Below are 24,574 nucleotides of genomic sequence, written 5' to 3'. Positions count from 1 at the left end.
CATAAACGAAAGAGCCGATTTCTTTATAAAATAGTAAATCGACTTTTGTCTTAGTTATTGATTTAGTCATAAAAACACTTTTTAAAAGAAATAAGCTTATACTATAGACATTCATTTTTCTAGAAATTCAAACGAAAATGCCCCTCATCACTGTATATCCCAAATTCATACCCTTTCTCTTTATAAAATTTAATGATTTCAGGAAGAAGTTGTAATGATATCCTTACTAATGAAATTCTATTATAATTTTGTAATTGGAATGCATTTGAATTAAATAAAAACCCAGAAGGAATTCTATTATTTGGAGGTATCCCAATGAGCCTTTTAATTAGAGAGTTAGAAACAAATGATTTAGATAATTTCCCGGAGATTGATGACAGTTTTATAGTGAATGCTCGGTTAATGCTTTCTCTTTCAAAAGTAAATAGACGCATAGAATATACAGTAGAAGACGTTCCGAGTTATGAAAAAAGTTATTTACAAAATGATAATGAAGAACTGGTGTACAATGAATATATAAATAAGCCAAATCAAATAATTTACATAGCACTGTTACATAACCAAATTATTGGATTCATAGTATTGAAAAAGAATTGGAATAACTATGCTTACATAGAAGATATAACGGTGGATAAAAAATATCGTACACTCGGGGTTGGTAAAAGATTAATTGCTCAAGCAAAACAGTGGGCAAAAGAAGGCAACATGCCAGGTATCATGCTTGAAACGCAAAATAATAATGTCGCAGCATGTAAGTTCTATGAAAAATGCGGATTTGTAATTGGTGGATTTGATTTTCTTGTTTATAAAGGCTTAAATATGACAAGTGATGAAGTTGCAATTTATTGGTATTTGCATTTCGACTCTTAACGTTAAACATAGTCAAAATAAAAACCCCAATCTCTCCATATTAAAATTGAGAAATTGGGGCTAATTTATTTCATCATATTTTTATTTAAAACAAGTAACTAATTAGTAATCCTGCTGATAATAAGAAGCCGAAAATCGTATTTGTCATCGCTGTTGATTTCATTGCGATGCGCATATATCCGGGATCTTTTGCTCCTTTTTGGAAACTTTGAATTGCAGAAATTGGCTTTCTCAAACCTAGGAACATCACTAATGCCCAAGGGCTTATATAACCCATCCATACAATTACCGCGATCCATAAATAAGCAATGAAAAAGGCTACAGCTAGTGTTACTATTGCTTTTTCTCTCCCAAGGAGGATCACTAATGTCTTTCTTCCACCTTTAATATCTTCTTCAATATCTCGGATATTATTTGACATGTTGATTGCACCGACTAAAATTCCAATTGGAATGGAAATCAATACACTTTCAGTCGTTATCGTATTCGTTTGAATAAAGAAAGCAATGAGTACAAAACATGTCCCCATTAACAATCCAGAAACTAATTCTCCAAACGGAGTGTAGGCAATTGGTAATGGACCACCTGTATATAAATAGCCAACCGCCATTCCAATTAAACCGATGATGACTAACCACCAGCTACTATTCATACAAATATAAATTCCAATAATTGCTGCTACTACATACAATAAAAGCGCAACTGTTAACACATTTTTTGGTTTCAATCCATGACGGACAATTCCGCCACCGATGCCAACAGAATCAGCGGTATCTAATCCACGTTTAAAATCATAGTACTCATTAAATAAGTTCGTTGCAATTTGCAATGCTAAACATGCAACCATCATCGCAATAAATAAAAGCCAATCAATTTTGGCAACATAAAGTGATGCCACCGTTCCTAAAATTACAGGAGAAAACGTCGCCGTTAACGTATGCGGGCGCGTCATCTTCCATATTAATTTAGCGGAACTAATTTCTTTTTCTGTCCCCATAACTCAGTTCGATCTCCCTACATTTTAAGTATAAATTACTAGCAGTATCTTTCTATCTATATCCTGCCACGCATCTATTATATCAAAAAATGAACTGGTAATAGAACTGTAATGCTCTTGCTTATCTCTCTATCACTCTTAAATTCAGTTTTTCAAAAGAAAGTCGGTTGCTCACATTCGAACAACGGACCTTTTTTATAGTAACCAATTTAAAACATCTTCAGCAATCTCTTCCGGCCTATCCCAATGCATTAGATGTCCTGTATTTTTGTAAAGCTTGGTCGTAATATCAATACGCTTCTTAAATTCCGCAATCTGCAATTCTCTTATTTTTAAATAATCATCTGGAAGATCGCAATACAACAATAAAATATCGCTTTTAATTTTATGCGATTTCAATGTTTTATACACCGTATATTGAAACTTAATTACACCTCTAGCGGTATCACCAGTAGCGTGCCATTTCACTTTACTATCTTCTTCTCGCATTAAGTCATAAACCGCACGTTCTATTAATGGTGACCACCTGCTGTAAGCCCGTTTTTCTGATTGGATGAAAGCTTCTTTACTGTCAAAAATATATTCATCAAAATCTTTTTCGTAATGAGTGATTTCTTCTTCTAATGATCGTGGTGGACACTCTCCTTCTTTCGCATCTTTATATAGCTGCGCAAAATAGTCCGCATTCATTTTGCCATGATGATAACCACCATCTAATAAAACCATTTTATTCACTTTTTCTGGACGTTCTGCTGCATAGTGAAGCGCAACGCTTGCTCCCCATGAATGTGCTAATAGGTGAAATGTTTCTTTTCCTATGTGCTCAAGTAATGCTACTACCCAATTTATTAAATGGGATGCACCGTAATCTTCATCCGTCTCAAAATTTGGTATTTTCCCATGTCCAGGTAGATCAAACGATACAACATGATATTTATCTTTTAGAAATTCCGCCATTTCTATAAAACTTAACTTTGTACTTCCTAAACCATGAAAACAAATGATTTGAGGGTTACTTTTATCCCCCCATTCACAAACACTTGCTTCATATTCGCCAAATTCTACAAAAAAGTGATTCATTTTTAATCTCCTCTAATTATTAGATGTAAATTAGTTTGAATGCACCAAACGCTTATCATTTAAGTTAATGGTTAGATTACACCTTCACGCCCATGAAATGAATATAGTTTAATAATTGCAATACGCGCCTATCATATGTGTGATGTTTCAAGGTCCTATCCAGTCCATTTTTCGCTATACGTTTTCTTTCTTCTGCATGTTCCAAATAATACTCCGTTTTTTCTATAAACTCCGATGCGCTATTAAAAGTTTCTATTTCAACACCTGGTATGTAATGTTTTGCTACATCTGGACGTATATCAGTTAATTGAAAAGAACCTACAGCATTAATTTCAAACGTCCTATTATTTACTGAATACGCTTGGATATTTGCAGAATTACAATTCAATTCCTGATCAATTAGTGAACGATGCAAATTTATATTGATTTTAGTAGATACGTAAAATTTTAACGCATCTTCATACTTTGCAAGTGGCAAGATTTGTATTTTATCCTTTAACCTTTCATAACTCTTTAAATTCTCCCAACCGAAACCTACAATTTTTATATTTTTTTCTGCTAAATACTCTGAAATAGAATCAACAAAGTTAATTCTATTTTCAAATGCGGTTCCTATAAAACTAAGATCATACTTATATGTATCTTCTTTAAGAGAAGGTTTAAATACCTCTTGGTTTGCTGCTAAAGGGAGATGAAACACATTGTTACATCCTATTCCCCTATAAAACTTGATACAATTTAAATCTTGCGTAAATATGTAATCATAATACGGAACAAGATGTTGTGTTACATCCGTATAATAAGGATCATCTGTCAACCAAAGTCCAGTAGTAAATCCTGCCTCCTTTAGGAATGGCATAATATGATTAAATTCTCCACTTAAACCGCTTAGAACCAAAATAAAATCTGGTTTCACTTTTAACGCGGTTTTTATAGATTTTTCTGGACTCACCATAATTGTATTGCTGTTTATCTTTTGTAGACTATTCAAAATTGCAGCTTCGATCATTGGATAATAAAAAGAAATTCCCGATTGAATAAATAAAATTTTCTTAGGAGTATTGCCTTTCATATTATTTCCCCCTATTTCTACATAATCAAAGCACACGAAAACTAACAGTCTTTATTCACTTTCCTGACCTCTTACTTTACATGTATAAGCATCGTTTATGTCCATTATGTGGAAGTTACCTCATTTTATAGGTAATGGGATTTGGGAAGGTGATGCTTCTTTTATTCATACCCCTATCATGATGTATCTATATTTTTTATCAGTTACACAATTTCGTAATACAAAGTAACAGCATATGAGCACAAGATTGCGCTTTTTACTCATGCTTCTTTTTATATCAAAAGATACACTTCATATATAAATAGATGAAAAGGAGTAAATAAAATGAATGCATTAGTATCTGCAAGGAATGATACAAAAAAATATGACATGAAACATGTTAATATATCCTTTACGTGTAACGACGACTTGTTTTTAGTAGAACCTATCACCTTGTCGTATATCGAATATTAAAAGAACTAGTAACGAATGCATTCAAACATTCAAATTGTTCAAAGTTACATTTACATGTAGTACAAGAAAATGGGGAAATAAAACTTATTGTGAAAGATAATGGCAAAGGTTTAACAACTACCGAAGCAGATATTTTGAATGGTCATAAAGGGTTGAATTCGATTAAAGAACAGCTATTTTTATTACATGGTAAAATGACCATTTCAAATAGTAATCCTTCTGGTTTATGCATTACTATTATCATTCCTATGAAAGGAGACGATTCCTATAAACATTTTATTAATAGATGATCATGCTTTGTTTGCAAAAAGCTTGGAAATAGCCTTAGAAGATTATCCTGAAATAGATGAATTCCGTTCATTACAAAATGTTGAAAATGTCGTTACAATTATCAACCAGTTTAAACCAGATATTATTTTATTAGATATTAATTTAAACAATATAAGTAGTGAAGATGGTTTAGAAATAGCAAAAATAATATTGGATAGTAAATGTGATACAAAAATTGTTATATTAACTGGTTATGATTTACCTGTTTACCAGTATGAAGCTCAAAAACTAGGTGTAAGTGGTTTTATTAATAAAAATATTTTACCTGAAGTATTGGTACAAATATTAAATGACATTAATAAAGGGGCGTTTCATTTTCCAACCTCTACAGAAACAATTGAACAATTGACCCATACTGAAAAACAAATTTTACAATTACTATGCGATGACTATAAGCGCAAAGAAATCGCTTCTATGTTATACGCTAGCGAACGTACAATCTCTAATCACATTCAACACGTATTTGATAAATTAAATGTTTCCTCTTCTTTAGAAGCGGTCACGAAAGGGATAAAATTAGGTTATATTCAACCTACTTATCGTTAAAGAGCCTACTCAAACGAGTTGGCTCTTTCTTCTCTACTTATTAATGAAGACAACCTTTCTCCCCTCACTCTATAAACTTCCAAATGTTCTTCTAATTCCCTCTCATCACTTATTAAACTTAGCGTTTTCTTCACAAAATTCCAATTCAAACTACCAGATAACCATAACAATGAAGAAAGTCTTTTGTACTCATTTGATGTTATAATATTATGAGCCTTATACCCATCTAAAAATGCACTAGCAACACTTGGACTGACTTCATGTGATTCTATTCCTTCCGTTCGGGAATACCACTTTATTAAAAAGGCTAGTCCTTCAATACGATCAACATATCCTATCGATTCGACATCTACAATTCCTTTTACCTGCTCACTTGAGTCCCATAAAACATTCAAAGGATTTAAATCTGTCTGTACCATAAACTTTAATTCACTCGTATATGCACACTCTATATGATATGTAGCTAGATTTATATACTCCCGTAATTCTTTGCATGTGCTTGCCTTACTTTCTAACATATGAATAAACTGGGCATACCCATCCAAGTGAGATTTCTTTTGAAAAATCGAGCTTTGAAATGTACTAGAAATATCATGGATTTTTCTTGCTTCCGTTCCAAAGGCTTCTGCAATATTTTCTGTACAATGCATAATATGTTCTCCTTCAATCCAATTAGACAATACAAATCGGTATTGTTCATCATTCCAAGTGACAAATGTAAATAACTCTCCTGCCCTATTCTGATTTATCTGCATAAAAGGAATTCCATGCTCGCGTAAATAATACGTAAAGCGTACTTGCTCTATTAGTTGTTCGTTTGATAACGCCCCAAAAGCTGGATTGATTGTTCGCTTGCTATTTATAAATCTTGCGGAATATCGCTTTCCATTCACCATAATTTTATAGTGTAAATCTGTATTCCAACTATTATTATGTAATTTTCCTTCCACTGCTAATGAATGAATCTCTTTAAAATAATTTATTAATACGTCTTTTATTATGTGTTCCATCCTATTCTCCTTTCATGCAAAAATTCGTTTTTGTACTTCCGAATAAAAACCTTTTAAAGTGAGAATTTTTTAAAATACACCTAATTTATTCAAATAAAAATCATACCCTACTGTGTAGTAATAATAAAGTTATGTAATTTTGCCACCAAAATTACAATAGCCTTCTATCTATGTAGATGAAAGAAGGCTGCTAAATCTTTTTAAAACTCTAGTTATTTCATAGTGAATGTATTTTGGGTTAAATAATATATTTGTTTAATACGAGTACTAAATAAGAAAAATTAACCATCATAATGAAATTAACAGATTGAGTATTTTCATTTAAATTGCATAAAACTCAAATGTATTTTTTTCTAAACATATTGTTTCATCGGAAGTTTTAATAATGATATCAAAACGCTGACTATACGAATGCATAAATACTTCATATTGAATCCGGCGTTCTTCATGAGACTGCCTTAAATAATTTATATCAGCTCCCCTTTCATCTATATCCCGGATTGATCTTCTCATTAGTTCCGTTTCACTATCTGTATAAAAATAAATTTTTAAATCAAATAAATCAGGATTAATAAATGCAGCACTCATTCCCTCCACAATCGTTACTTTATTTTTCGAAGAAATCAACTTACTTTTCATGTAATGCGTATCTATCGTATAAAAATCTAGCCCAGCTCTAACCATCTGAATATCTCTTTCTAAAGCTGCCAAGTGGTGCGCCGCTGGATGACAAGCTGTCATTTTATAACGATGATTTTCATTTTGATATGTATAGTGAATCACTGCATGCTTACGGATATCCGAACTGACAATGTAAGGATCTGTATTAATATAATTTACTTCATTTTGATTTAGTAGGTTTACGAGTCTATTAGCAAACGTTGTTTTTCCAGCTGCACCATGTCCTGAAATACCAATAACAATTTTTTCATCGCTCATCCTTAACCAATTTATGATCTCTTGTAACAACTTATCCATCATTCTCCCCCTTGCGCTAATATACTCCCCTTTATTTTAATATCCAAAAATCCCTTTATTTAATTATACACAAAACAAGAAAGATAGTGTGATTATTCATCATACCATCTCTAATTCCACACCACTATATTATCTTTTAAATGAATTTATTATTTGTGAACACCTACATGATTAAATACATTTCTAACTTTATCAAACTAACAAAATATCCTCTCTTTTTTTCTGGTGATTTGTGTAAACCAATGCAGTCATGAATATGTACAATAAAGAAAGAGTCAATCTCCAACACAATAGAAGATTGACCCTTTCCTTTATTTACTCCCCTATTTCAGAAAATCGCTTTATACGTTCACCAATTTCATCACGAACACGTTGAAATTCGGACCACTCTTTTCCTGCTGGATCATCAAATCCCCAATGAACACGATTCACATCCGGTGGAGTAGAAGGACAAACCGAATCCGCATGGCTACAAAGCGTAACGACTAAATCAGCACTATTTAAAATAGTTGCATCAATTATATCTGATGTTTGATTTGTTATGTCGATATTTACTTCGTTCATTGCTTTAATGGCGTTTGGATTCACTCCATGTGCTTCGATTCCTGCAGAATACACATTCCACTTATCTCCTAAATATTGTTTGCCCCATGCTTCTGCCATTTGGCTTCGGCATGAATTTCCCGTACATAAGAAATAGATTGTCTTTTTATTTTCCATGTTGTTTTCCACCTTTGTTTTTAAATTATACTAGTTTATCATTAAAATATTTACGCTTAAACCAAAAAGCGACGTTTACAAGTGCAATCATTACAGGTACTTCAACTAAAGGACCGATAACAGCTGCGAATGCCGCACCGGAATGAATACCAAACACACCAACTGCTACAGCAATCGCTAACTCGAAATTATTGCTACCTGCTGTAAATGCTAATGTTGTAGTCACCGGATAGTTTGCACCAATCTTTCTTCCCATAAAGAAAGAAACAAAAAACATTACAATAAAATAAATGAGTAATGGAATTGCTATTCTTACCACATCTAGTGGTACGCTAACAATCATCTCTCCTTTTAAAGAAAACATAACGATGATTGTAAATAGTAATGCCAGTAATGTAAGTGGACTAATCTTAGGTATAAACACCTTTTCATACCACTGTCTTCCTTTTAACTTCACGAGTACAAAGCGTGTCAACATACCTGCTATAAAAGGAATTCCTAAATAGATAAATACTGATTTTGCTACTTCTATCATTGTAATATCGACAATAGCCCCTTCAATCCCTAACCATTCTGGAATGACTGTTACAAATACGTATGCATAAACCGAGAAAAAGAGCATTTGGAATACCGAATTAAAAGCGACTAAACCTGCCGCATACTCTTTATCTCCATCGGCAAGATCGTTCCAAACAATGACCATTGCAATGCAACGTGCTAATCCAATCATAATGAGACCGACCATGTATTCTGGTTTATCAGGAAGAAAAATAATTGCTAAAACAAACATAAGTACCGGACCAATAATCCAGTTTTGTACTAAAGATAAAACTAACACTTTAACATCTTTAAATACTCGGCCCATTTCCTCATAGCGAACTTTCGCTAATGGTGGATACATCATTACAATTAAACCAACAGCAAGCGGAATAGACGTCGTTCCAACTTGTAATGTATTCAGTCCGTCTACTACACTAGGGAATACAAACCCTAAACCAATCCCAACAGCCATCGCTAGAAAAATCCATAGTGTTAAATATCGGTCTAGAAAAGATAAGCGTTTCATTTTATTTTCCATCTCCTATTAACAACAAGAATTTTTAGCTACCTCATTTGCAGTCGTGCAACATGATGACTCTTCAATTTTGTGAACATCACTATGTGCTTTCGTATAAAAGAATTCCCACTCATTCCCATCAGGGTCTGTTACCCAAAACTTATCTTGCACTGCATAGCAACAAGTTGTATCGATCTCATCACGCGCAAAGAAACCCTCTTTTTCTAACCTTTCTTTATGTAATGTAATTTCTTCAGCTGTATCCACTTGGAAACCAAAGTGATTTACCTGATTTCCATTCACCTCATCTCGTACGTTCAGCGTGAAATTAAGTCCTGGCGTCTCTAATAGAAATTTTGCATAATCCGTTTTCACTTTAACTGGTGAAACACCAAATACCTTTTCATAAAATTTAATAGACTTCTCTAAATTCGTAACGTTTATACCGACGTGAACATATCTCATACCTTATTACTCCTCTTTATACATCATTAATCAAGTTTTTTTGATTAATATTATAAAATTTTAACAACAGCTACCTTTGCCTGTTTTTCTAAAGATACAGCATAATTCTTCTGATAATAAATTATTTACTTCCGCATCATTTAAATCATAATAACTCCACGTACCTTTTGTTTCTTTCACAATTAAACCTGCTTCTAATAAAATCTTTAAATGATAGGACAACTTAGATTGTGTCATTTCAAAAATCTCTGTTAAATCACATACACAAGTCTGGCCTCGCTGACAAAGTTCATACATAATCTCTAAACGTTTTTGATCAGCCAACGCTTTAAATTTTTTCTCATAGAGCTGAAAATCTTGCGTCACTGTAGTTCACTCTCCCTTCATCAAGTTTTTTTGATGTTTATAGTATATAGGCTGTTGAGTTCTTTATGCAACTAATATATCAATTTTTTTCGATTAATATAACCTCCTCTTCTTTCACATCTTATAGAGAATACATCTGTAGTCTCTTACAAACACATCATTACATTTTAATATAATTACATAACAGAAAAAATAGTACGTTATCCTTACTATGGTTCTCGTAAATAGGATAACGTACTATTTTTATACGAAATAAGAAGTATCAACTCTAACCGAAGACTCTTTGAAACACCTTCTCATTTCTCTATTGCTTTAACATAAAACACTGTTATGGAACTACATTTAGATTTTCAAACGACCATATTACTACTTCTTCATCTGGTGAAGTAGTATTTATCATCAATCTTAATATCATACAGTCCAATTGTAAGGCTTTCCTCTCAAACATTATCCTTCCCTCATATCTGTAAGGAGGTCATTTTTCCATGCAATTGTATGCACATAAGAATCTTTAACTCTAAACATACCGAGTGTGTAAAAAATATTGTATTTATCTTTGCTTATGAACTCTATGTCCAATTTATTAAAGTGACTACCGATATGAAAAGCAAGAAAGTACTCATGCCAATCTGAATAGGAGTTTTGAGCAAGTTTTGCCGCTTGTATCATATAATATTCCGCTTCTTTTTTAGATAAATAACCTAATCTTTTACCAATTCGACTTAAACAAATACACCATGCATAATCAAATGCAGCAATCCCAGCATCAGGTAACATGTGCAATGAGTAATTCACAACGTACATTTTTTCATCGTTTGATTGTCTTGGAAGTAATAGCTTTCGCTGTGCTTCTGAAAGAGGGGTTAATTGATTGTACATCGTTTGAAATTCTTGGCGTGATCCTTCTGTTAATAACCACTCAATCATTTCTTTTAATTGTTCCGGTTCGGTACAATCAAATCTTCGTAATTGTGCTTTCAAAAACTTTTTCCCAAGTATACGGTCTCTTATAAATGTAAATTCATATTTTGTAAAATAATGAATAAGAAGATAAGTATCCATACATATTGTAGACATGCATCGAAAATATTGTTCTACCTGTTTTTTCTTTCTTGAAACGAACACCTAAGCTCCTCCTTATATTTTGATTTTCAGTCTATAAAACTTCCATGCTTCCCAAACAACTGGAAGAAGAAGGATATATTTGAAAGGTAATCGCGTAATAATAGCAAGAATAAAAAATAAAATATACACCCAAGTACGTCTTAAAAACATGCCACTATACATCAATATCCAACCAAATACATAAGCCATTGTAACCCCTGGTTTATTTGGTTTCTTTCCGCTTTGTGCCAAAAACGAATTGAAATATGATAGAAACTCAACATGGTTCCTGTCTATTTGAAAAGCATCCTGCACTATTTTTTCAGCTTTCTCTATTTCTCCCGCTTTTTCTAAGCATTTTGTCATCATGAACATCGCATCCATATGCTCTGGGTAGACAGAAAGAAGATGTTCACAATCTTTGATAGCATCGTGAAATTGCCCAAGATTATGCTGAATACGGGCACGATATAATAATGCATCTGGGTCGTCTTTATCAATCAACAGAATATTGCTAAATGCTTGTAATGCCTTCTCCTTATTGTCTATACGTAAATAATAAATACCTTGCATACGTAATAATTCAGGGTCCCTTTGATACATTGCAAACGCACGATCCAGTTCTTCTTTTACATCTTCTAATTCATTCGCTATCAGTTTCCTTTGTATTTCTTCTCGTATATAGAAATACAACTCAAAATCTAAATCAGCAGTTTTTTCAAAGATATCGTAACGCATTTCTTTTTCGCCGCTAATTCTTTCTAATAAAAATTGAATTGTATTTTCTCCATATTCATTTACTAAATCATTTCTTTGCTCGCTGAATCGAAATACTTGATCGATTAATTCCCAAATCGAATGTGGGAAGTGATAATGATATAAGAAAAATTCAATTAACTGATCTTGTAGTGCTGCTGCATATTGAACATCCCATATCACATCTGAACGCAATATTTCCTCCCAATTCCCCTGCTCTATCCGTGCAAAGAAATTATCATAAAGCATCTCAACACTTTCCATGAATGTATAGACTGGATGTTCAGCAATTGTAGTAGTAGCAATTTCCGCATCACTATCAGTCCATGGAGAAAATACAAGTTCCCTATCAGAAGCATTCATTTCATCTATTTGAATCGACGGCTTATCTTTCATATTTTTCGCACTTTTCACTGCCTGGTCAAACGCTTCTCTTAATCTTTGATATCCTTCGGGGTCATCTTCTGGATGATGTATTTTCAGGAGTTTTGCATAAGCTTTTTTAATGACTGAAATATCGTCAGTAGGTTCAATCTCCAATGTATTCCAAATACTCATTAGCGATTTGCCCACCTTTCCATACTTTCAATATGTTCTTTTAATATACTGGAAGCTTCTTTAATCTTTTTATCATTTTGCGTTGTAAGCACGCTCTCAAATTGTTGCAGTAATATAGAAATCTTTTTGCGTTCATCACCAAGTAACTCTTCATAAAGCCTTTCGCACTTTGCAAGAAGAAGTCGATTTTCTTCTCTATCTCTCGGATGAATTTTAATATCTCTTAACTCTAAAAGTCTCTTTTCTATTTCTGCATCTGTAAGATTTCCAGCGTTTTGCTGTATGATCGTTCTTTTCTTTTCTCCAGTTGATGTACTTATTACCTCAACTTCAAGAATGCCATTAATGTCGTATGTATAACGAATATCAACCGACTCATTTCCAGCAGGAGCAGGAGGAATCTTAATTTTGAGCTCACCTAGTTTTAAATTATTTACTACCCTACGGTTTTCCCCTTGATAAACATCAATAGTTATAAATTGTTGTTTATCCTTTACTGTATATAGTCGCTCCACCTTACTTACAGGAATTGGTGTATTTCTCTCTATAATAGGGAAGAAGTACCCAGACTCTGACTTACCATCTCCAAATTCTTGAACAACACTTGTTCCTAAAGAATATGGACAGACATCGGTTAAAATCACTTCTTCTAAAGCCTTATTTCGTTCTTTTAAGGCAACTTGAATTGCAGCACCTAAAGCAACTGTTTCATCTGGATTTATATTTGCATAAGGCATACGCCCAAACATTTTAGAAATAACAGATTTCACAAGAGGCATTCGAGTAGCTCCACCAATTAAAATTACAGCATCTAAATCATTCGGGTTTAACGAAGCATCGCGAAGAGCACGTTCAATTGGATAACGAAGACGTAACAGTAGTGGCGTTACAATTTTTTCGAATTCTCCCCTATTTATACTCGTTTCATATGTTTGATTTTGAATCACAACATTCATAGTCGCAGCTGATTCATTACACAAAGTAAGCTTACAACGTTCTGCTTGTGTATAAATTAATGATAATGTTTTTGAATCCAGTGAATCTGGATCCAGTTGATGCGATTCTAGGAAGAAGGTCATTAAACTTCTTGTGAAATCTTCACCACCAAGATAATTATCACCAGCAATAGATTTTACATCCATTATCCCTTCAAACAATTCCAAAATGGAAACATCAAAAGTTCCTCCACCTAAATCAAATACAAGAAATTTTGTTTCCGATTCTTCTTGGTATAAGCCATAAGCAATTGCCGCAGCCGTTGGTTCGCTAATAAGACGTTCTACTGTTAATCCTGCTATTTCCGCTGCACGTTTCGTTGACTTTCTCTGCGTATCGTTGAAATAGGCAGGGACACTAATTACAGCACCGGTAACCTCTTCATTTAAATACGCTTCTGCGTCTTGTTTCAAAGATTTAATAACAAAAGATGATAACTCTTCAGATGAAAAAGTATATGTACCCAGCTCATATTTTTTCTCTGTTCCTATAAAACGTTTAAAAGTTGCTGCTGTCAGTTGTGGATGAGTAATTAGTCGCTCTTTCGCAATACGCCCAACTAAAATTTCACCCGTTTCATCAACGCTAACTACCGATGGTGTGAGAAATTCACCTAAAACATTTGGAATAAGCGTTGCACCATCTTCCGACCATGTTGCTACTAAACTATTAGTTGTTCCTAAATCAATTCCAATTATCGCCATACTAATCCCCTCTCTTTTTACTATATTTTACTATACCATTATAAATAGGAAAAGTATGTAAGAAACTAATAATACTAAACTTTCATAATATAAAAAACCTATTTTAACGTAGTTAATTGAAATAATATGTTAAATTATAAAAACGATGTTCATTTTATAATAAGATCGTTTAAAAATATCAATCATCAAAATTTTTTAGCTTGACCCAAAATTTAATTTTATTCCCAATTAATCCCTTAACCTTCCTCCCGTTCTGTTCTCATAAAAAGCGAGGGTAACCGCTACTCGCTCAAATTTCATTTACAAATAAACATATAAGGTACACTCTAAAAGCAATGTGTACGTTAAATCCCCTTCCTGAAATAATTCCATCCTGAACTTTATCACTTCTACAAAATTACACATACAAAAACGCTATTCTCTCCTATGATTCAACGGAAAAAAATAGCGTTTTTAAATAGTATTTTATTAGCTTGTTATTAATTTACAAGCTTCTTTACTAATTCATCATTCATTATGCATAGTTGTGTTTGAAATCATACGAAATACTTTCACATAGAAAACTGCACTAACAAGGGCACAAAGTAGTATAATTCCGAACACAACGATTGGAGATAACCATGTAGAAAATACAATCATAATAGGTGCAATAAAGCGCCCGATGGTAAATTGTAAATTAGATGCTTCCATATATTGTCCTCTAGCATTTTCAAGTGCATATTTACTGACAAAACTATGTACAACTGGCGAACGAATCAATTCGCCAATTGTTAATATTGCCATAAACGGAAAGTACATCTAAAACAATGTATTGAACATAGTTTCGCCAATCAATCTAATTTTTAAATTTCTCTCCCAGGATAACCATTTCAACGTAATACATCCCCTATTTTAACTTGTCTTCTATTCACTATTTATTCGATAAACTGTCAGTCCAAAGAAAAAATAATAACATAAAGTGAATTTATTTTACAAATTAATATAGGAATCTAAACTTTGATTACAATAAATTTCCTAGTTATTTATAAGAATCTGTTTTTGGGGATATCTCAATTCATTCGCTTGATGGTCATAAGCTGTTTTCCTTCTATAAACAAAATCCACCAGAAACATCTATAATTTGCCCCGTTACCCATCGACTATCAGAAGAAGCAAGGAATGCTACTGCATCTGCAATATCTTCAACTTGCCCTATTCGCCCGAACACAGATGAATTCGTCGCAAAATTTCGTATTTCCGGATCATCTAGCAATTTTGCATTGATATCTGTCTTCGTATATCCAGGCATAATTGTATTCACTGTTATACCTCTTTCTCCAAGATGTTTAGCTAGAGGCAGTGTCATCGTATTGAGTGCACCTTTACTTAAACCGTATGCAATGGATTCTGTAAAACCAAGTCTTACTTCAGCTGATGAAATGTTAATAACGCGCCCCTCTGCTCGTAGTAACGGTAATGTTTGCTGAATTAAGAAGAACGGCGCCTTAATATTTACGGACATAATTTCATCAAAAACTTCTTCTGTTGTATTTTCAATCGTCCCTTGTGTACCTATCCCTGCATTGTTTACTAAAATATCAATCTCTGATGTACCAACTCTTATTTGTAATTCATTCTTTAATTGTTCTACTAGCTTTTTAACACCATCGATTGAATTAAGATCAGCTTCAATTAAAAATGCCTTTCCTTCATTAGATTCAATCTCCCTAATTGTTTCATCTGCAGCTTGCTTATTTCGGCCGTAATGAATCGCAACTAATGCACCGTCGTTTGCCAATCTCATCGCAATCGCACGACCAATACCGCGACTCGCCCCTGTTACTAACGCTACTTTCCCATCAAGATTCTTCATTTTTTCCATCCTTCCTAAATTTCTGTTTGATAAAAACCTATACTTATATTTTCATATAAACACCAATCACTTTAAATATAGATTTATAGGTAATTGAGTTCGTTCACTTATGATATTATAGTTATAATCCGTAATTCACTTTAGAAAACACAATAAGGAGGCTACACAATGCAAAACGCAGTAAAATTAGATGAAATCGATCATAAAATTATGAACTTGTTATATGAAAATGCGAGAATTTCTGTTTCAGAAATAGGACGGATTATATCCATGACGCAGCCTGCTGTAAAAGAGCGTATGAATAAACTTGAGGATCAAGGCGTTATAGCGGCTTACCGAACGAAATTTGAGCCTTCCAAAATTAATAAAAACATTCAAGCATTCATCATGTTTAAAACGAGCCAATGCTCTGATTTTATCCAATATTGTAATGCCGCTCCTGAAGTAACTGATTTATATCGAATTAGTGGGGAGTTTAATTATATGATGAAGGTCATGAGCGATTCGATGGATTCCCTTGCTGCATTTTTAGACTCTTTAATGCAATTCGGATTATCATCTCCTTTAATTGTTTTAAAGAGTGAGTTTGAAGAGAAATTGTCGTTCTAATAAAGTGATAGGCACCAGCTTTCCAAAAAAGAAAAAGGGAGTGGATTATCCACTCCCTTTAACCACCTACCCCTGATTTCTCTGCGCCTCTCTAAACTCTTCCTTCACCTTCTCTAACAACCCTTCTTCTGTAATTAATCGATACGCGGTATTTGCTAGTGCTTTTGCTGATGTAATTAGCGCTTTGTCTCCTAATTCTGAACGCGCTGCTTCTCTAAATTCATTCGTATGTGCAATTAAATCATCTGGTCCGATTTTAATGTACGGATGGATTGTCGGTACAACTTGGCTAACGTTTCCTGCATCGGTTGAACCAATACCAAATCTTTCTTTACGATTTACGTCTTCCCCGAGTAATTCTAGTTCTTCAGCTACGACGTCGTTATATGTTTTTGTTACGAGCAGTTCATCGATTTCATTTTGGAATTGATGGATTTTTACTTTTGTGCCTGTTGCTAACGCTGCTCCCTGTGCAATGTTTTTTACTTTTTCTGTTACTTCTGCACATCTTTTTCGCGTTGCTGCGCGGATGAAGAATCTTGCTGCGGCGTAGTCAGGAATAATGTTAGGTGCTTTTCCGCCTTCTGTAATAACGCCATGAATTTTCACGTCTGACGGAAGTTGTTGGCGAAGTGCGTTAATGCTGTTGTACAGCTGAATCACCGCATCTAATGCATTAATTCCTTCTTCAGGTGACGCTGCCGCGTGAGCTGTTTTTCCGTAAAAATGAAAATCAAGTGGATCGACTGCTAGTGAAGGGCTCGTTGTCGCTGTTTTTCCGCTCGGATGAATCATAAGCGCCGCATCAATATTTTTAAATAAACCTGCTTTTACATAACTTGATTTTGCGCTACCATTTGGCCCGCCTTCTTCTGCTGGTGTACCAAATACGACAACTTCTCCGCCAATTTCTTCGAGTGTTTCTGATAATGCAATCGCTGCTGCAACGCTAATTGTGCCGATTAAATTGTGACCACACGCATGACCGAGTCCTGGTAAAGCGTCATACTCAGCTAAAAATGCGATTGCTGGTCCTTGTTTTCCTGAACTTTTTCGCGCGATAAATCCTGTTTCGTGTCCAGCTATATTGTGCTGCAACTGAAATCCTGCACTACCTAGTAATAAACTTAACGTTCTAGATGCGTAAAATTCTTGATTACCAATCTCCGGATTCGCATGAATATCATGACTTGTTTCTATGTACTTTTCCTTATTTCTTTCGATACTCTCTTCAATTGTTTTTCTTTGTGACGCTACTCCTGTCGCTCCCATTTTTCTTCCTCCTTTTATTTTCACGTAAAAAAGCCTCTTTCTAAAAGATAGAAAGAGGCTTCTGTATATATAGTCAAAATGAGCTTCTTTCTTATCTTTCAAGTTACCTTGCTGGAATTGGCACAGTATTCATAACGAATCCGCTGCCGAGGTTTCATAGGGCCAGTCCCTCCACCTCTCGTGATAAGAATTTTCATAAAATTATATTAAATTACATTCATTCTAAGTTCATTTCAAATAAAAGTCAAGGAATTCCTATCCGAATTTACCGAATATCTAAAAATCCTTTTAATACACCAATTGTCTCAGGTGCTTGCAGTCTTGCACATACGTATGGAAATTCTGTACTGCCTTCAAACATCATTTGAGATGTGAGGGGCGCCCCTGCCCAAAAGATTTCATCATCGATTACGATAAACGGGAATGCTTTATTTTGTCTTTGTAACTTTACATTTTTCAATGGAACTGGTCCATCACTATACACCGTTATTTGCGCATTTGTACGCATTAACGCTTGCCATACTCGTTTATCCACTTGTTTTGTACTTGGAAGTGAAATCACGATTTTTCGTTTTGCAGCTAAAATATCTTTTAATAGCCCTTTCGGCTCTTCCAGATTCATTTCCATAAACCAACGTAATCGTTTCGATATTTTTCGCTCCCACAATTGTCTTGATGTCGTGCGATCATACACATCTCCGTGGCGTTCTATATGAGCCGTTAATTGTGACAACGCTTGTTTTCTCGAAAGGTTTTTACGCATATAATGACAATCTGATAATTGAATGAACTTCCCTCTCGCCCTTGTCACAGCAACGTTGACGAGACGATGATTTTTATGGTCAAAGAATAAAACGCCAGGTCGTTCTTGTGGATAACTGTCAACCGTATCAAAGATCATCATATCTCTTTCAGATCCTTGGAATTTATGAACTGTCGCCGCTAAAACTGGTATGTTTTGATATTTCGTTCTCTGTAACATCTCTCTAATACACGTTGATAAAAAGCGAGACTGCGCTCTGTAAGGCGTCACAATACCAATTGATTGCACACCATCTAACAGTCCGATTAACATCATTTGCATTGCTACTAAACCAGACATAATGTTAAAACGAGATCCTGAAGCAGCATCTTTTAACGAAAAGGCCCCCATTTGGCTCGTATCAAATAAAACACTAGCTTCATTTGCGAATGGCTGCAATTGCGCAAGTTCTTTACGTTCTGAAACTGATGGATGATCATATACCCTATTTCTATAAATAAATGAGTTTGTAAATTTCGATATATCCGCATGCATACGTCTTTGTTCCTGCAGCATAAATAGGTTCGGATGTGCTTCTGATTTATTGACAGACTCAACAATTCCGGCATGGTAAAACATATCTTCGCCGAGCCATTTTCGTACGAGTTCATGGTTGGCCATCGCAATTGGAGGTAACTGTAAAAAGTCACCACAAACGACGATACGTTTTCCAAGTGAAGCAGCTAATGCAATTTGCGGAACGAACGCCATACTCACTTCATCTACGACAACTAAATCAAATGTACGCTCATAAATAAGTGAATCAATAGCACATTTCGATAAAGTCGCACCAATCACTTTCGCATTTTCAATGTATTCTTTTTCTACTTCTTTAATTTTCGCTCTCTGTTTTCGAAGATCACTTTCAATCTCCTGCATACGCTTCTTATCAGCAGATGTTGCTTTATACGATAAGATTTTTTCACGAAGCTCTTGGCGTGTTTCTTCTAAATAGAGTCTTTCCTCACCCCATGATCCGTTCGTCGTTTCAACTAACTTCGATGCAAGAAGCGTTTCATGATTTCGTATATGTTCATGTTGACTATAACCGTAACGAACAATTTCGCCAGGTGTCCATTTCTTTTTCTTTTCAATTTGCTTCGTTACTTCACTCATTAATACGTCCACTGCGGCGTTACTATGAGCTAACACAAGTACCGACTTTCCTTTTTGATAATGAGCCGAAATAATACGTGATAAATTGTAAGACTTCCCTGTTCCCGGCGGTCCCCATACGTACGTTGTCGGATTGTAAAACGCGCGATACGCCAATTCATTTTTCGGATTCTTCATCTTCTCCATATGTTTCGGACTGCTCGTCCCATCAACAAGACGCTTTATACGATTACGTTTTAGCTTATCTTTACGCGCTTCTTTTAATCGCTCTTGTAGTTGCTCTAAAAGCTGCCACGGTTCACTGTATAAAACAGCTTCTCGTATTTCACCTTGTATATAATCATTTAATTTCAGTTCTATTTCTAATCCATGTACAGATAATACTTCCCCTGTCGCTTCCTCACCATCGAACTCAATTCGAATGGGTGAACCTTCAGGTAAGCTTACTTCCGAAATAAGCTGAAATACATATACTGTACTTTCATAATCTGTATATAAAAAACGACCGTTCATGATAGAAATTTTACTACCACCTATCGTTTTCCAATGTTTAATTTCATATGCTAATGCATAATGCCACTCTTTCATCGTTTCCGATAATGAAGGAGTTTGAGTAGGTGTATTCATCGTATAATCTCCTTCCTTCTCCCCAAACATGCTTTCTCACTATACCATATAACACGCTAAAATTTGTAAGGTTTTTATCTTGCTTATTTTCTTAATTTTCAATATTATATTGTATATAATTTTCAGAAAGAAGGAATCTACATGCCTGTTAGAAGAATTGAACACGTTGGACTTATGGTTGCAAACTTAGAAACATCTATTACTTTTTATGAAAAAGTAGTTGGCTTACAACTCATTAAACGTATGGGGCACCCGAATCCAAACTTAAAACTCGCTTTTTTAGGTGTGGAAGAATCGAAGGAAACAATACTGGAACTCATTGAAGGTTACAACTCCTCTCTTCCGGCAGAAGGAAAAGTACATCACATTTGCTTTAAAGTAGATTCATTAAAAGAAGAAATCGAAAGACTCAAGAAACATGGCGTAACATTTTTACTAGGAGAAGAAATCGAAACATTACCGGATGGAACACGTTACATATTCTTTGCGGGTCCTGATGGGGAATGGATTGAGTTTTTTGAGACGGAGAGATGAAGTAAACCTTTATGTTGCGGGATAGAAAAGGAGCCGGAATTCCGGCCCTTGTTTTTAACCAGTAACAATGAAACATACCTCCAACCTGAGAATTCACCAAGTTTAAAAACATAATCATTTTGTTAGGAGGAGAGAATGGTAAATACAGTCTTTATTATTGTTTTTGGGATACCTATACTATTTCCAATTCTTTATGTAATCAAGAAAAAGGATTGGAATATAAAAACAGCTGCCTTATTTGTTGGAAGAATTCTATTAAGTATTGTCTATTTTATAAATGGAATGGTGTTAGGTAGAACCTTCCCTATGAAACAAAATGACTTATTCTCTTGATAAGTCATTTTTAATTATTAGTACGGTTATTAATAATTTTCATTGACCTCTTGGCTTCATTTCTTATAACCAATTGACTATCGTTTTGTTCTATTTCCATAAGAGTTTTAATGACATTGATATCGTTAAAACCTTCAAATGCTCTGACCAATTTCCATAGGATAATGTTATCATTGAAATTGTTCCCTAAACACAGAATAAGTGCATCAATAATTTGAGTATTAGAATGTATTTTGTTATAGAAACAAATGAAACCTATTGCATCAATAGCTTCCCTAATTGCAGGAATGCTATTTGTCTTTATTACATCCATTAAAACTGGTATAATCTCTTCTTTCATATGAGCTAAAAAGGTTGTAGCGATATTTTGACTCATCCATATACATAAAGCGACTAAATCTTTTGTTTGGTATTTACTGGTTCGTTGTACGAAACCAACATCTCTAGCAAGATCCCGTAAGGTATTTGGAGATAAAAAACTTTGAATCTCTTGAGCAAATAGTTGTAATTCATCAGATACAGAAATAGACATACAAAAACGCCATCCTTTCCTATGATTCTACAAATAGAATAGCGTATTTTTTTCATTTTAGAGGAGATTTTGTTGAATTAGCTTGATAGTGATTGGTGGTACCCCTTATAGGATAATAGAAGTTTGCATTTTTAATTTTTTCACACTCTATTAACAAGGCAGTTATAGCATCCTGGTTTAGCGTTAAGAATGTGAATATATTCTACTTCTTTATTATCAAAAATTCCATCTATATTTTCTCTTACATTTACACCTTCTGTAACCCTTGCTTCTACAATCATTGAGTCAGCATTGTAGCCGCGTACAGATAGATACCTATGATGTAACATATGCGGAATTTCATTTACATCTAGCTTAGCAGTAGTTGCTCCCTTTCGTATAAATATAGGACCACTTGCTTTATAAGGCGAATTAACACTATGATATTGGTAATTCAGTAAAATTACCTCTTCTCCTACCTCTGCATCCTTCAAACTTATCCTGCAAGGATATCCAGGATTTTTATTTGCTATTATTTTGACTGCCCCGATACTTTTTAATACTTCTTCATTCATTAGAAATAGGTTATTAAACTCCTTCTCTTGCAACGCAACGATTTGAAAGTTATTTCTCATATTCTACCCCTCCTTAATTAGTTGTTATAAAGCATTTCACTAATGATGCTACCACTAAAGTTCATAAAACTTGTTCAATAATCTTGCCCGTTTGTTGAGGATTGAATTAAAAAGCTTACAATTCTATAACAGAGAAAAATGGCTTATTATTGTTCAATACAAAATTGTTTACTTTTAATCAATCAGTAATGATTTATCGAAAAATACGATGAGTACAAAGCACTCTTGTTAATTCATGCTATCTTTTGTTAAAGAACGTGAATTCAGTCAAGTTCTTGGTTTACGGTATTTCCACTATGAAAAGTACGGAATTGACTCGGTGAAAATCCTGTATTTCTTTTAAATGCATTATAAAAGCTAGATACACTTTGATAGCCTGTTTGATAACCAATCTCTGTACTATTAAAGACCGTTGTCAAGAGAAGTTCCTTTGCTTTCTTAACTCTGATCCTTTCTAAATATATTCGAGGAGTATACCCTGTTCTTTCTTTGAAAATCCGATTTAAATGAAAACGACTAACTCCTACCCTTGATGCAATTTCATTTAAAGACATGTTTTGAACATAATTATTTTTTATCAATCGCATAGTATCTTCCAAAACGCATTCGAACGGATCGTATATTTTTATATTTAGATCTGATCGGCATCTTTTGCATGGGCGATAGCCTGCCCTTTGAGCTTCTTGCGCATTTGAAAAAAAGGATACATTTTCATAATTAGGAACCTTAGACTTGCAAGAAGGCCGACAGAAAATTCTAGTTGTCTTGACTGCGTAAAAGAATATCCCGTCATACGCTGAATCACATGTTACTGTTGCTTTCCACATGGTATCTCTGGAAAGGTTATTTTGATCCTTCATTAGATTTTAATCCTCCCTTGTAGGCGAAAATCTTATTACTCAAAATCATATAAATCGTATATATAGCCACGACAATTAACGGAACAAATATATACAATTGAAAAAATGGAATCACCAGCAAACATAAAATGAAAGAGATTAACGATGCCCACCATGCCGGTGTGTTCTTCCTAAATAATTTAACGCCTGCTGCCATTGAAAGAACATAAACTAGAATCCCAAGAGAAGTCGGTATAAACAAAATATCATCAAACGTTAGTGACAAAGCTTTTGTCACTAACACACCTGCTACCGAAAAACAGATAACAAACAATACCATCTGTCTTGGAATTTGAGTAGTTGCATGCAGCCTTGAGAAAAATTTTGGGAAAGCACCATCTCTGCTTAATGAATATCCTAATTGCGTTAGGCTGGCTACAAAAGCATTCGCTGTCCCTGTACAAATAATTAAAGCTAAAACAGCTGTAACGACTTTGGCACCTCCGCCTACTGTATCTCCCATTATAACACCAATAGGAGACAGGTTGCTTTCTTGACTGCCATACGTGGCCGTTCCAATAGTGACAAGGCTTAGCGCTAAAAATAATAATCCAATGACAACTGCACTAATAACTGCTCCTTTGACAATATCTTTTTCTGGCCTTTTAAAATGCTCAGCCAGATTACAAATCGCCTCCCAACCGAAAAATGACCAAAAGATAACCGTTATAGCGTTCCCGACAGAAAACCATCCATTTGGAACAAAGGGATTAAAATTTCCCCATTGTATTCTTGGAAACGCCACAAATACAGCTGACGCTAAAAGAATCAGTAATAAAGAACTTAAAATCAATGCAACTTTACCACTAACATTTACGCCGTAATAATTGGAAACACCTGCAATTACCAAAATAAAGACGGCAATTAAAATTGTTTCAAAATGCGAAAATCCAAATGCCTGACTGACGTAAAAAGCACCAGTTAAAGATACAATCGTTTGACCAACTGCTGCTGTTACAAAGTAAAACCACCCAACGATATTGCCAAGATGATATCCAAAAGAATTTCTAACAAAGGTTGCTGCTCCACCGGAATCAGGAAATATCCGTGCCAAACTAGCAAAGGAATAAGCAAGCGGAAAACTAATTATAATAATGATAAACCAGGATACAATAGATGCAGGGCCCGCTATTGAGGCCGTTACCCCTGATAAAAATAGGACACCTGATCCTAAAATAGCTGAAATGTATAACGCAATTCCTTGAAATAATCCAATGGCTTTATTTTTCATGATCTCCCTCCTTTTATAGGATTTAGTGTACTAGTAAAGGGTGGGGAATTCTTCTTGTTTTTTGCGGTTTAATTCGTTTAATAAAACAATC

Annotated in this window: 23 protein-coding genes, 4 pseudogenes and 1 riboswitch; of the genes and pseudogenes, 6 read left to right on the top strand and 21 right to left on the bottom strand. The window is 34.3% G+C overall.

What is annotated here, in order from left to right; genetic code table 11:
• Window positions 1–119 precede the first annotated feature (119 nt).
• Window positions 120–218, bottom strand: a pseudogene (locus AC0L0O_RS08650) (peptidoglycan N-acetylglucosamine deacetylase); the annotation flags it as partial.
• A 97-nt stretch (window positions 219–315) separates the two neighbouring features.
• Between AC0L0O_RS08650 and satA the strand changes: the two are divergent.
• Window positions 316–870, top strand: a complete 555-nt coding sequence (gene satA, locus AC0L0O_RS08645; protein WP_000054744.1) for a streptothricin N-acetyltransferase SatA — start codon at window positions 316–318, stop codon at window positions 868–870.
• Window positions 871–955: 85 nt separating this feature from the next.
• Here the strand turns inward: satA and menA are convergent, their stop codons facing one another.
• The 3 genes from menA to AC0L0O_RS08630 all read right to left on the bottom strand — a co-directional run bounded on the left by menA (window position 956) and on the right by AC0L0O_RS08630 (window position 4,019).
• Window positions 956–1,867, bottom strand: a complete 912-nt coding sequence (gene menA, locus AC0L0O_RS08640; RefSeq protein ID WP_000536374.1) for a 1,4-dihydroxy-2-naphthoate polyprenyltransferase — start codon at window positions 1,865–1,867, stop codon at window positions 956–958.
• 195 nt (window positions 1,868–2,062) lie between these two features.
• Window positions 2,063–2,947, bottom strand: a complete 885-nt coding sequence (locus tag AC0L0O_RS08635) for an alpha/beta fold hydrolase (RefSeq protein ID WP_473785725.1) — start codon at window positions 2,945–2,947, stop codon at window positions 2,063–2,065.
• A gap of 76 nt (window positions 2,948–3,023) precedes the next feature.
• Window positions 3,024–4,019, bottom strand: coding sequence for a CgeB family protein (locus AC0L0O_RS08630; RefSeq protein ID WP_473785724.1), 996 nt, complete (start codon window positions 4,017–4,019; stop codon window positions 3,024–3,026).
• Window positions 4,020–4,376: 357 nt separating this feature from the next.
• Here AC0L0O_RS08630 and AC0L0O_RS08625 point away from each other — a divergent pair.
• Window positions 4,377–4,762: pseudogene (locus tag AC0L0O_RS08625) on the top strand (sensor histidine kinase); the annotation flags it as partial.
• The gene (locus AC0L0O_RS08620) at window positions 4,740–5,348 is read left to right on the top strand and encodes a response regulator transcription factor (protein ID WP_131371003.1); all 609 of its coding nucleotides are present in this window, start codon (window positions 4,740–4,742) and stop codon (window positions 5,346–5,348) included. The pseudogene AC0L0O_RS08625 and the gene AC0L0O_RS08620, both read left to right, overlap by 23 nt.
• 5 nt (window positions 5,349–5,353) lie before the next feature.
• Here the strand turns inward: AC0L0O_RS08620 and AC0L0O_RS08615 are convergent, their stop codons facing one another.
• From AC0L0O_RS08615 to AC0L0O_RS08565, 11 genes and pseudogenes are all read right to left on the bottom strand, one after another.
• Entirely contained in the window at window positions 5,354–6,358 is a 1,005-nt protein-coding gene (locus tag AC0L0O_RS08615; RefSeq protein WP_131371000.1) for a phosphotransferase enzyme family protein, read from the bottom strand.
• A 321-nt stretch (window positions 6,359–6,679) separates the two neighbouring features.
• Entirely contained in the window at window positions 6,680–7,336 is a 657-nt protein-coding gene (locus tag AC0L0O_RS08610; RefSeq protein ID WP_000359536.1) for a uridine kinase family protein, read from the bottom strand.
• Window positions 7,337–7,651: 315 nt separating this feature from the next.
• On the bottom strand, window positions 7,652–8,056 hold the full coding sequence (gene arsC / locus AC0L0O_RS08605) for an arsenate reductase (thioredoxin) (RefSeq protein WP_131370997.1): 405 nt from the start codon (window positions 8,054–8,056) through the stop codon (window positions 7,652–7,654).
• Window positions 8,057–8,081: 25 nt separating this feature from the next.
• On the bottom strand, window positions 8,082–9,122 hold the full coding sequence (gene arsB, locus AC0L0O_RS08600) for an ACR3 family arsenite efflux transporter (RefSeq protein ID WP_131370993.1): 1,041 nt from the start codon (window positions 9,120–9,122) through the stop codon (window positions 8,082–8,084).
• A gap of 18 nt (window positions 9,123–9,140) precedes the next feature.
• On the bottom strand, window positions 9,141–9,578 hold the full coding sequence (locus AC0L0O_RS08595) for an ArsI/CadI family heavy metal resistance metalloenzyme (RefSeq protein ID WP_001271033.1): 438 nt from the start codon (window positions 9,576–9,578) through the stop codon (window positions 9,141–9,143).
• A gap of 60 nt (window positions 9,579–9,638) precedes the next feature.
• A complete protein-coding gene (arsR, locus tag AC0L0O_RS08590) occupies window positions 9,639–9,944 on the bottom strand; it encodes an arsenical resistance operon transcriptional regulator ArsR (protein ID WP_000189771.1) in 306 nt (101 codons plus the stop codon).
• A 447-nt stretch (window positions 9,945–10,391) separates the two neighbouring features.
• Window positions 10,392–11,069 (bottom strand): DUF1266 domain-containing protein, encoded by a 678-nt coding sequence (locus AC0L0O_RS08585; RefSeq protein ID WP_000498140.1) that lies wholly within the window; start codon window positions 11,067–11,069, stop codon window positions 10,392–10,394.
• A 12-nt stretch (window positions 11,070–11,081) separates the two neighbouring features.
• On the bottom strand, window positions 11,082–12,362 hold the full coding sequence (locus AC0L0O_RS08580) for a J domain-containing protein (RefSeq protein ID WP_000029674.1): 1,281 nt from the start codon (window positions 12,360–12,362) through the stop codon (window positions 11,082–11,084).
• Window positions 12,362–14,062, bottom strand: coding sequence for a molecular chaperone HscC (gene hscC, locus AC0L0O_RS08575; protein WP_000974591.1), 1,701 nt, complete (start codon window positions 14,060–14,062; stop codon window positions 12,362–12,364). Before hscC ends, AC0L0O_RS08580 begins: the two co-directional genes overlap by 1 nt.
• 507 nt (window positions 14,063–14,569) lie before the next feature.
• Window positions 14,570–14,860 (bottom strand): annotated as a pseudogene (locus tag AC0L0O_RS08570) (MFS transporter); the annotation flags it as partial.
• A 289-nt stretch (window positions 14,861–15,149) separates the two neighbouring features.
• A complete protein-coding gene (locus AC0L0O_RS08565; protein WP_000792667.1) occupies window positions 15,150–15,914 on the bottom strand; it encodes an SDR family oxidoreductase in 765 nt (254 codons plus the stop codon).
• A gap of 168 nt (window positions 15,915–16,082) precedes the next feature.
• Here AC0L0O_RS08565 and AC0L0O_RS08560 point away from each other — a divergent pair, with 168 nt between their 5' ends.
• Entirely contained in the window at window positions 16,083–16,523 is a 441-nt protein-coding gene (locus tag AC0L0O_RS08560) for an Lrp/AsnC family transcriptional regulator (protein WP_001178573.1), read from the top strand.
• Between the two features lie 66 nt (window positions 16,524–16,589).
• Here AC0L0O_RS08560 and AC0L0O_RS08555 read toward each other — a convergent pair whose 3' ends face one another.
• Together AC0L0O_RS08555 and AC0L0O_RS08550 are read right to left on the bottom strand one after the other, a co-directional pair.
• A complete protein-coding gene (locus AC0L0O_RS08555) occupies window positions 16,590–17,795 on the bottom strand; it encodes a M20 family metallopeptidase (protein ID WP_000501354.1) in 1,206 nt (401 codons plus the stop codon).
• A gap of 88 nt (window positions 17,796–17,883) precedes the next feature.
• Window positions 17,884–17,985: riboswitch (SAM riboswitch) on the bottom strand.
• A gap of 75 nt (window positions 17,986–18,060) precedes the next feature.
• Window positions 18,061–20,370, bottom strand: a complete 2,310-nt coding sequence (locus AC0L0O_RS08550; RefSeq protein ID WP_473785723.1) for an AAA domain-containing protein — start codon at window positions 20,368–20,370, stop codon at window positions 18,061–18,063.
• Window positions 20,371–20,481: 111 nt separating this feature from the next.
• On the opposite strand from AC0L0O_RS08550, the gene AC0L0O_RS08545 reads away from it, so the two are divergent.
• Both AC0L0O_RS08545 and AC0L0O_RS08540 read left to right on the top strand, forming a co-directional pair.
• On the top strand, window positions 20,482–20,874 hold the full coding sequence (locus tag AC0L0O_RS08545) for a VOC family protein (RefSeq protein WP_001989033.1): 393 nt from the start codon (window positions 20,482–20,484) through the stop codon (window positions 20,872–20,874).
• A 135-nt stretch (window positions 20,875–21,009) separates the two neighbouring features.
• Window positions 21,010–21,207 carry a hypothetical protein gene (locus AC0L0O_RS08540; protein WP_002003075.1) on the top strand — a complete coding sequence of 66 codons (198 nt, stop codon included), beginning with the start codon at window positions 21,010–21,012 and terminating at the stop codon, window positions 21,205–21,207.
• Between the two features lie 337 nt (window positions 21,208–21,544).
• Here AC0L0O_RS08540 and AC0L0O_RS08535 read toward each other — a convergent pair.
• The 4 genes and pseudogenes from AC0L0O_RS08535 to AC0L0O_RS08520 all read right to left on the bottom strand — a co-directional run.
• Window positions 21,545–21,739 (bottom strand): annotated as a pseudogene (locus AC0L0O_RS08535) (IS4 family transposase); the annotation flags it as partial.
• Window positions 21,740–21,879: 140 nt separating this feature from the next.
• Window positions 21,880–22,353 carry a DUF1203 domain-containing protein gene (locus tag AC0L0O_RS08530; protein ID WP_001245415.1) on the bottom strand — a complete coding sequence of 158 codons (474 nt, stop codon included), beginning with the start codon at window positions 22,351–22,353 and terminating at the stop codon, window positions 21,880–21,882.
• A gap of 263 nt (window positions 22,354–22,616) precedes the next feature.
• The gene (locus tag AC0L0O_RS08525) at window positions 22,617–23,213 is read right to left on the bottom strand and encodes a bifunctional transcriptional activator/DNA repair enzyme AdaA (RefSeq protein ID WP_000654825.1); all 597 of its coding nucleotides are present in this window, start codon (window positions 23,211–23,213) and stop codon (window positions 22,617–22,619) included.
• Window positions 23,197–24,483 carry an APC family permease gene (locus AC0L0O_RS08520; RefSeq protein WP_473785722.1) on the bottom strand — a complete coding sequence of 429 codons (1,287 nt, stop codon included), beginning with the start codon at window positions 24,481–24,483 and terminating at the stop codon, window positions 23,197–23,199. The genes AC0L0O_RS08525 and AC0L0O_RS08520 overlap by 17 nt, the downstream gene beginning before the upstream one ends.
• Between the last annotated feature and the right edge of the window lie 91 nt (window positions 24,484–24,574).

The organism is Bacillus sp. GS3m_15504, assembly GCF_055825275.1.
This window is presented reverse-complemented; position numbering and strand designations above follow the sequence as displayed.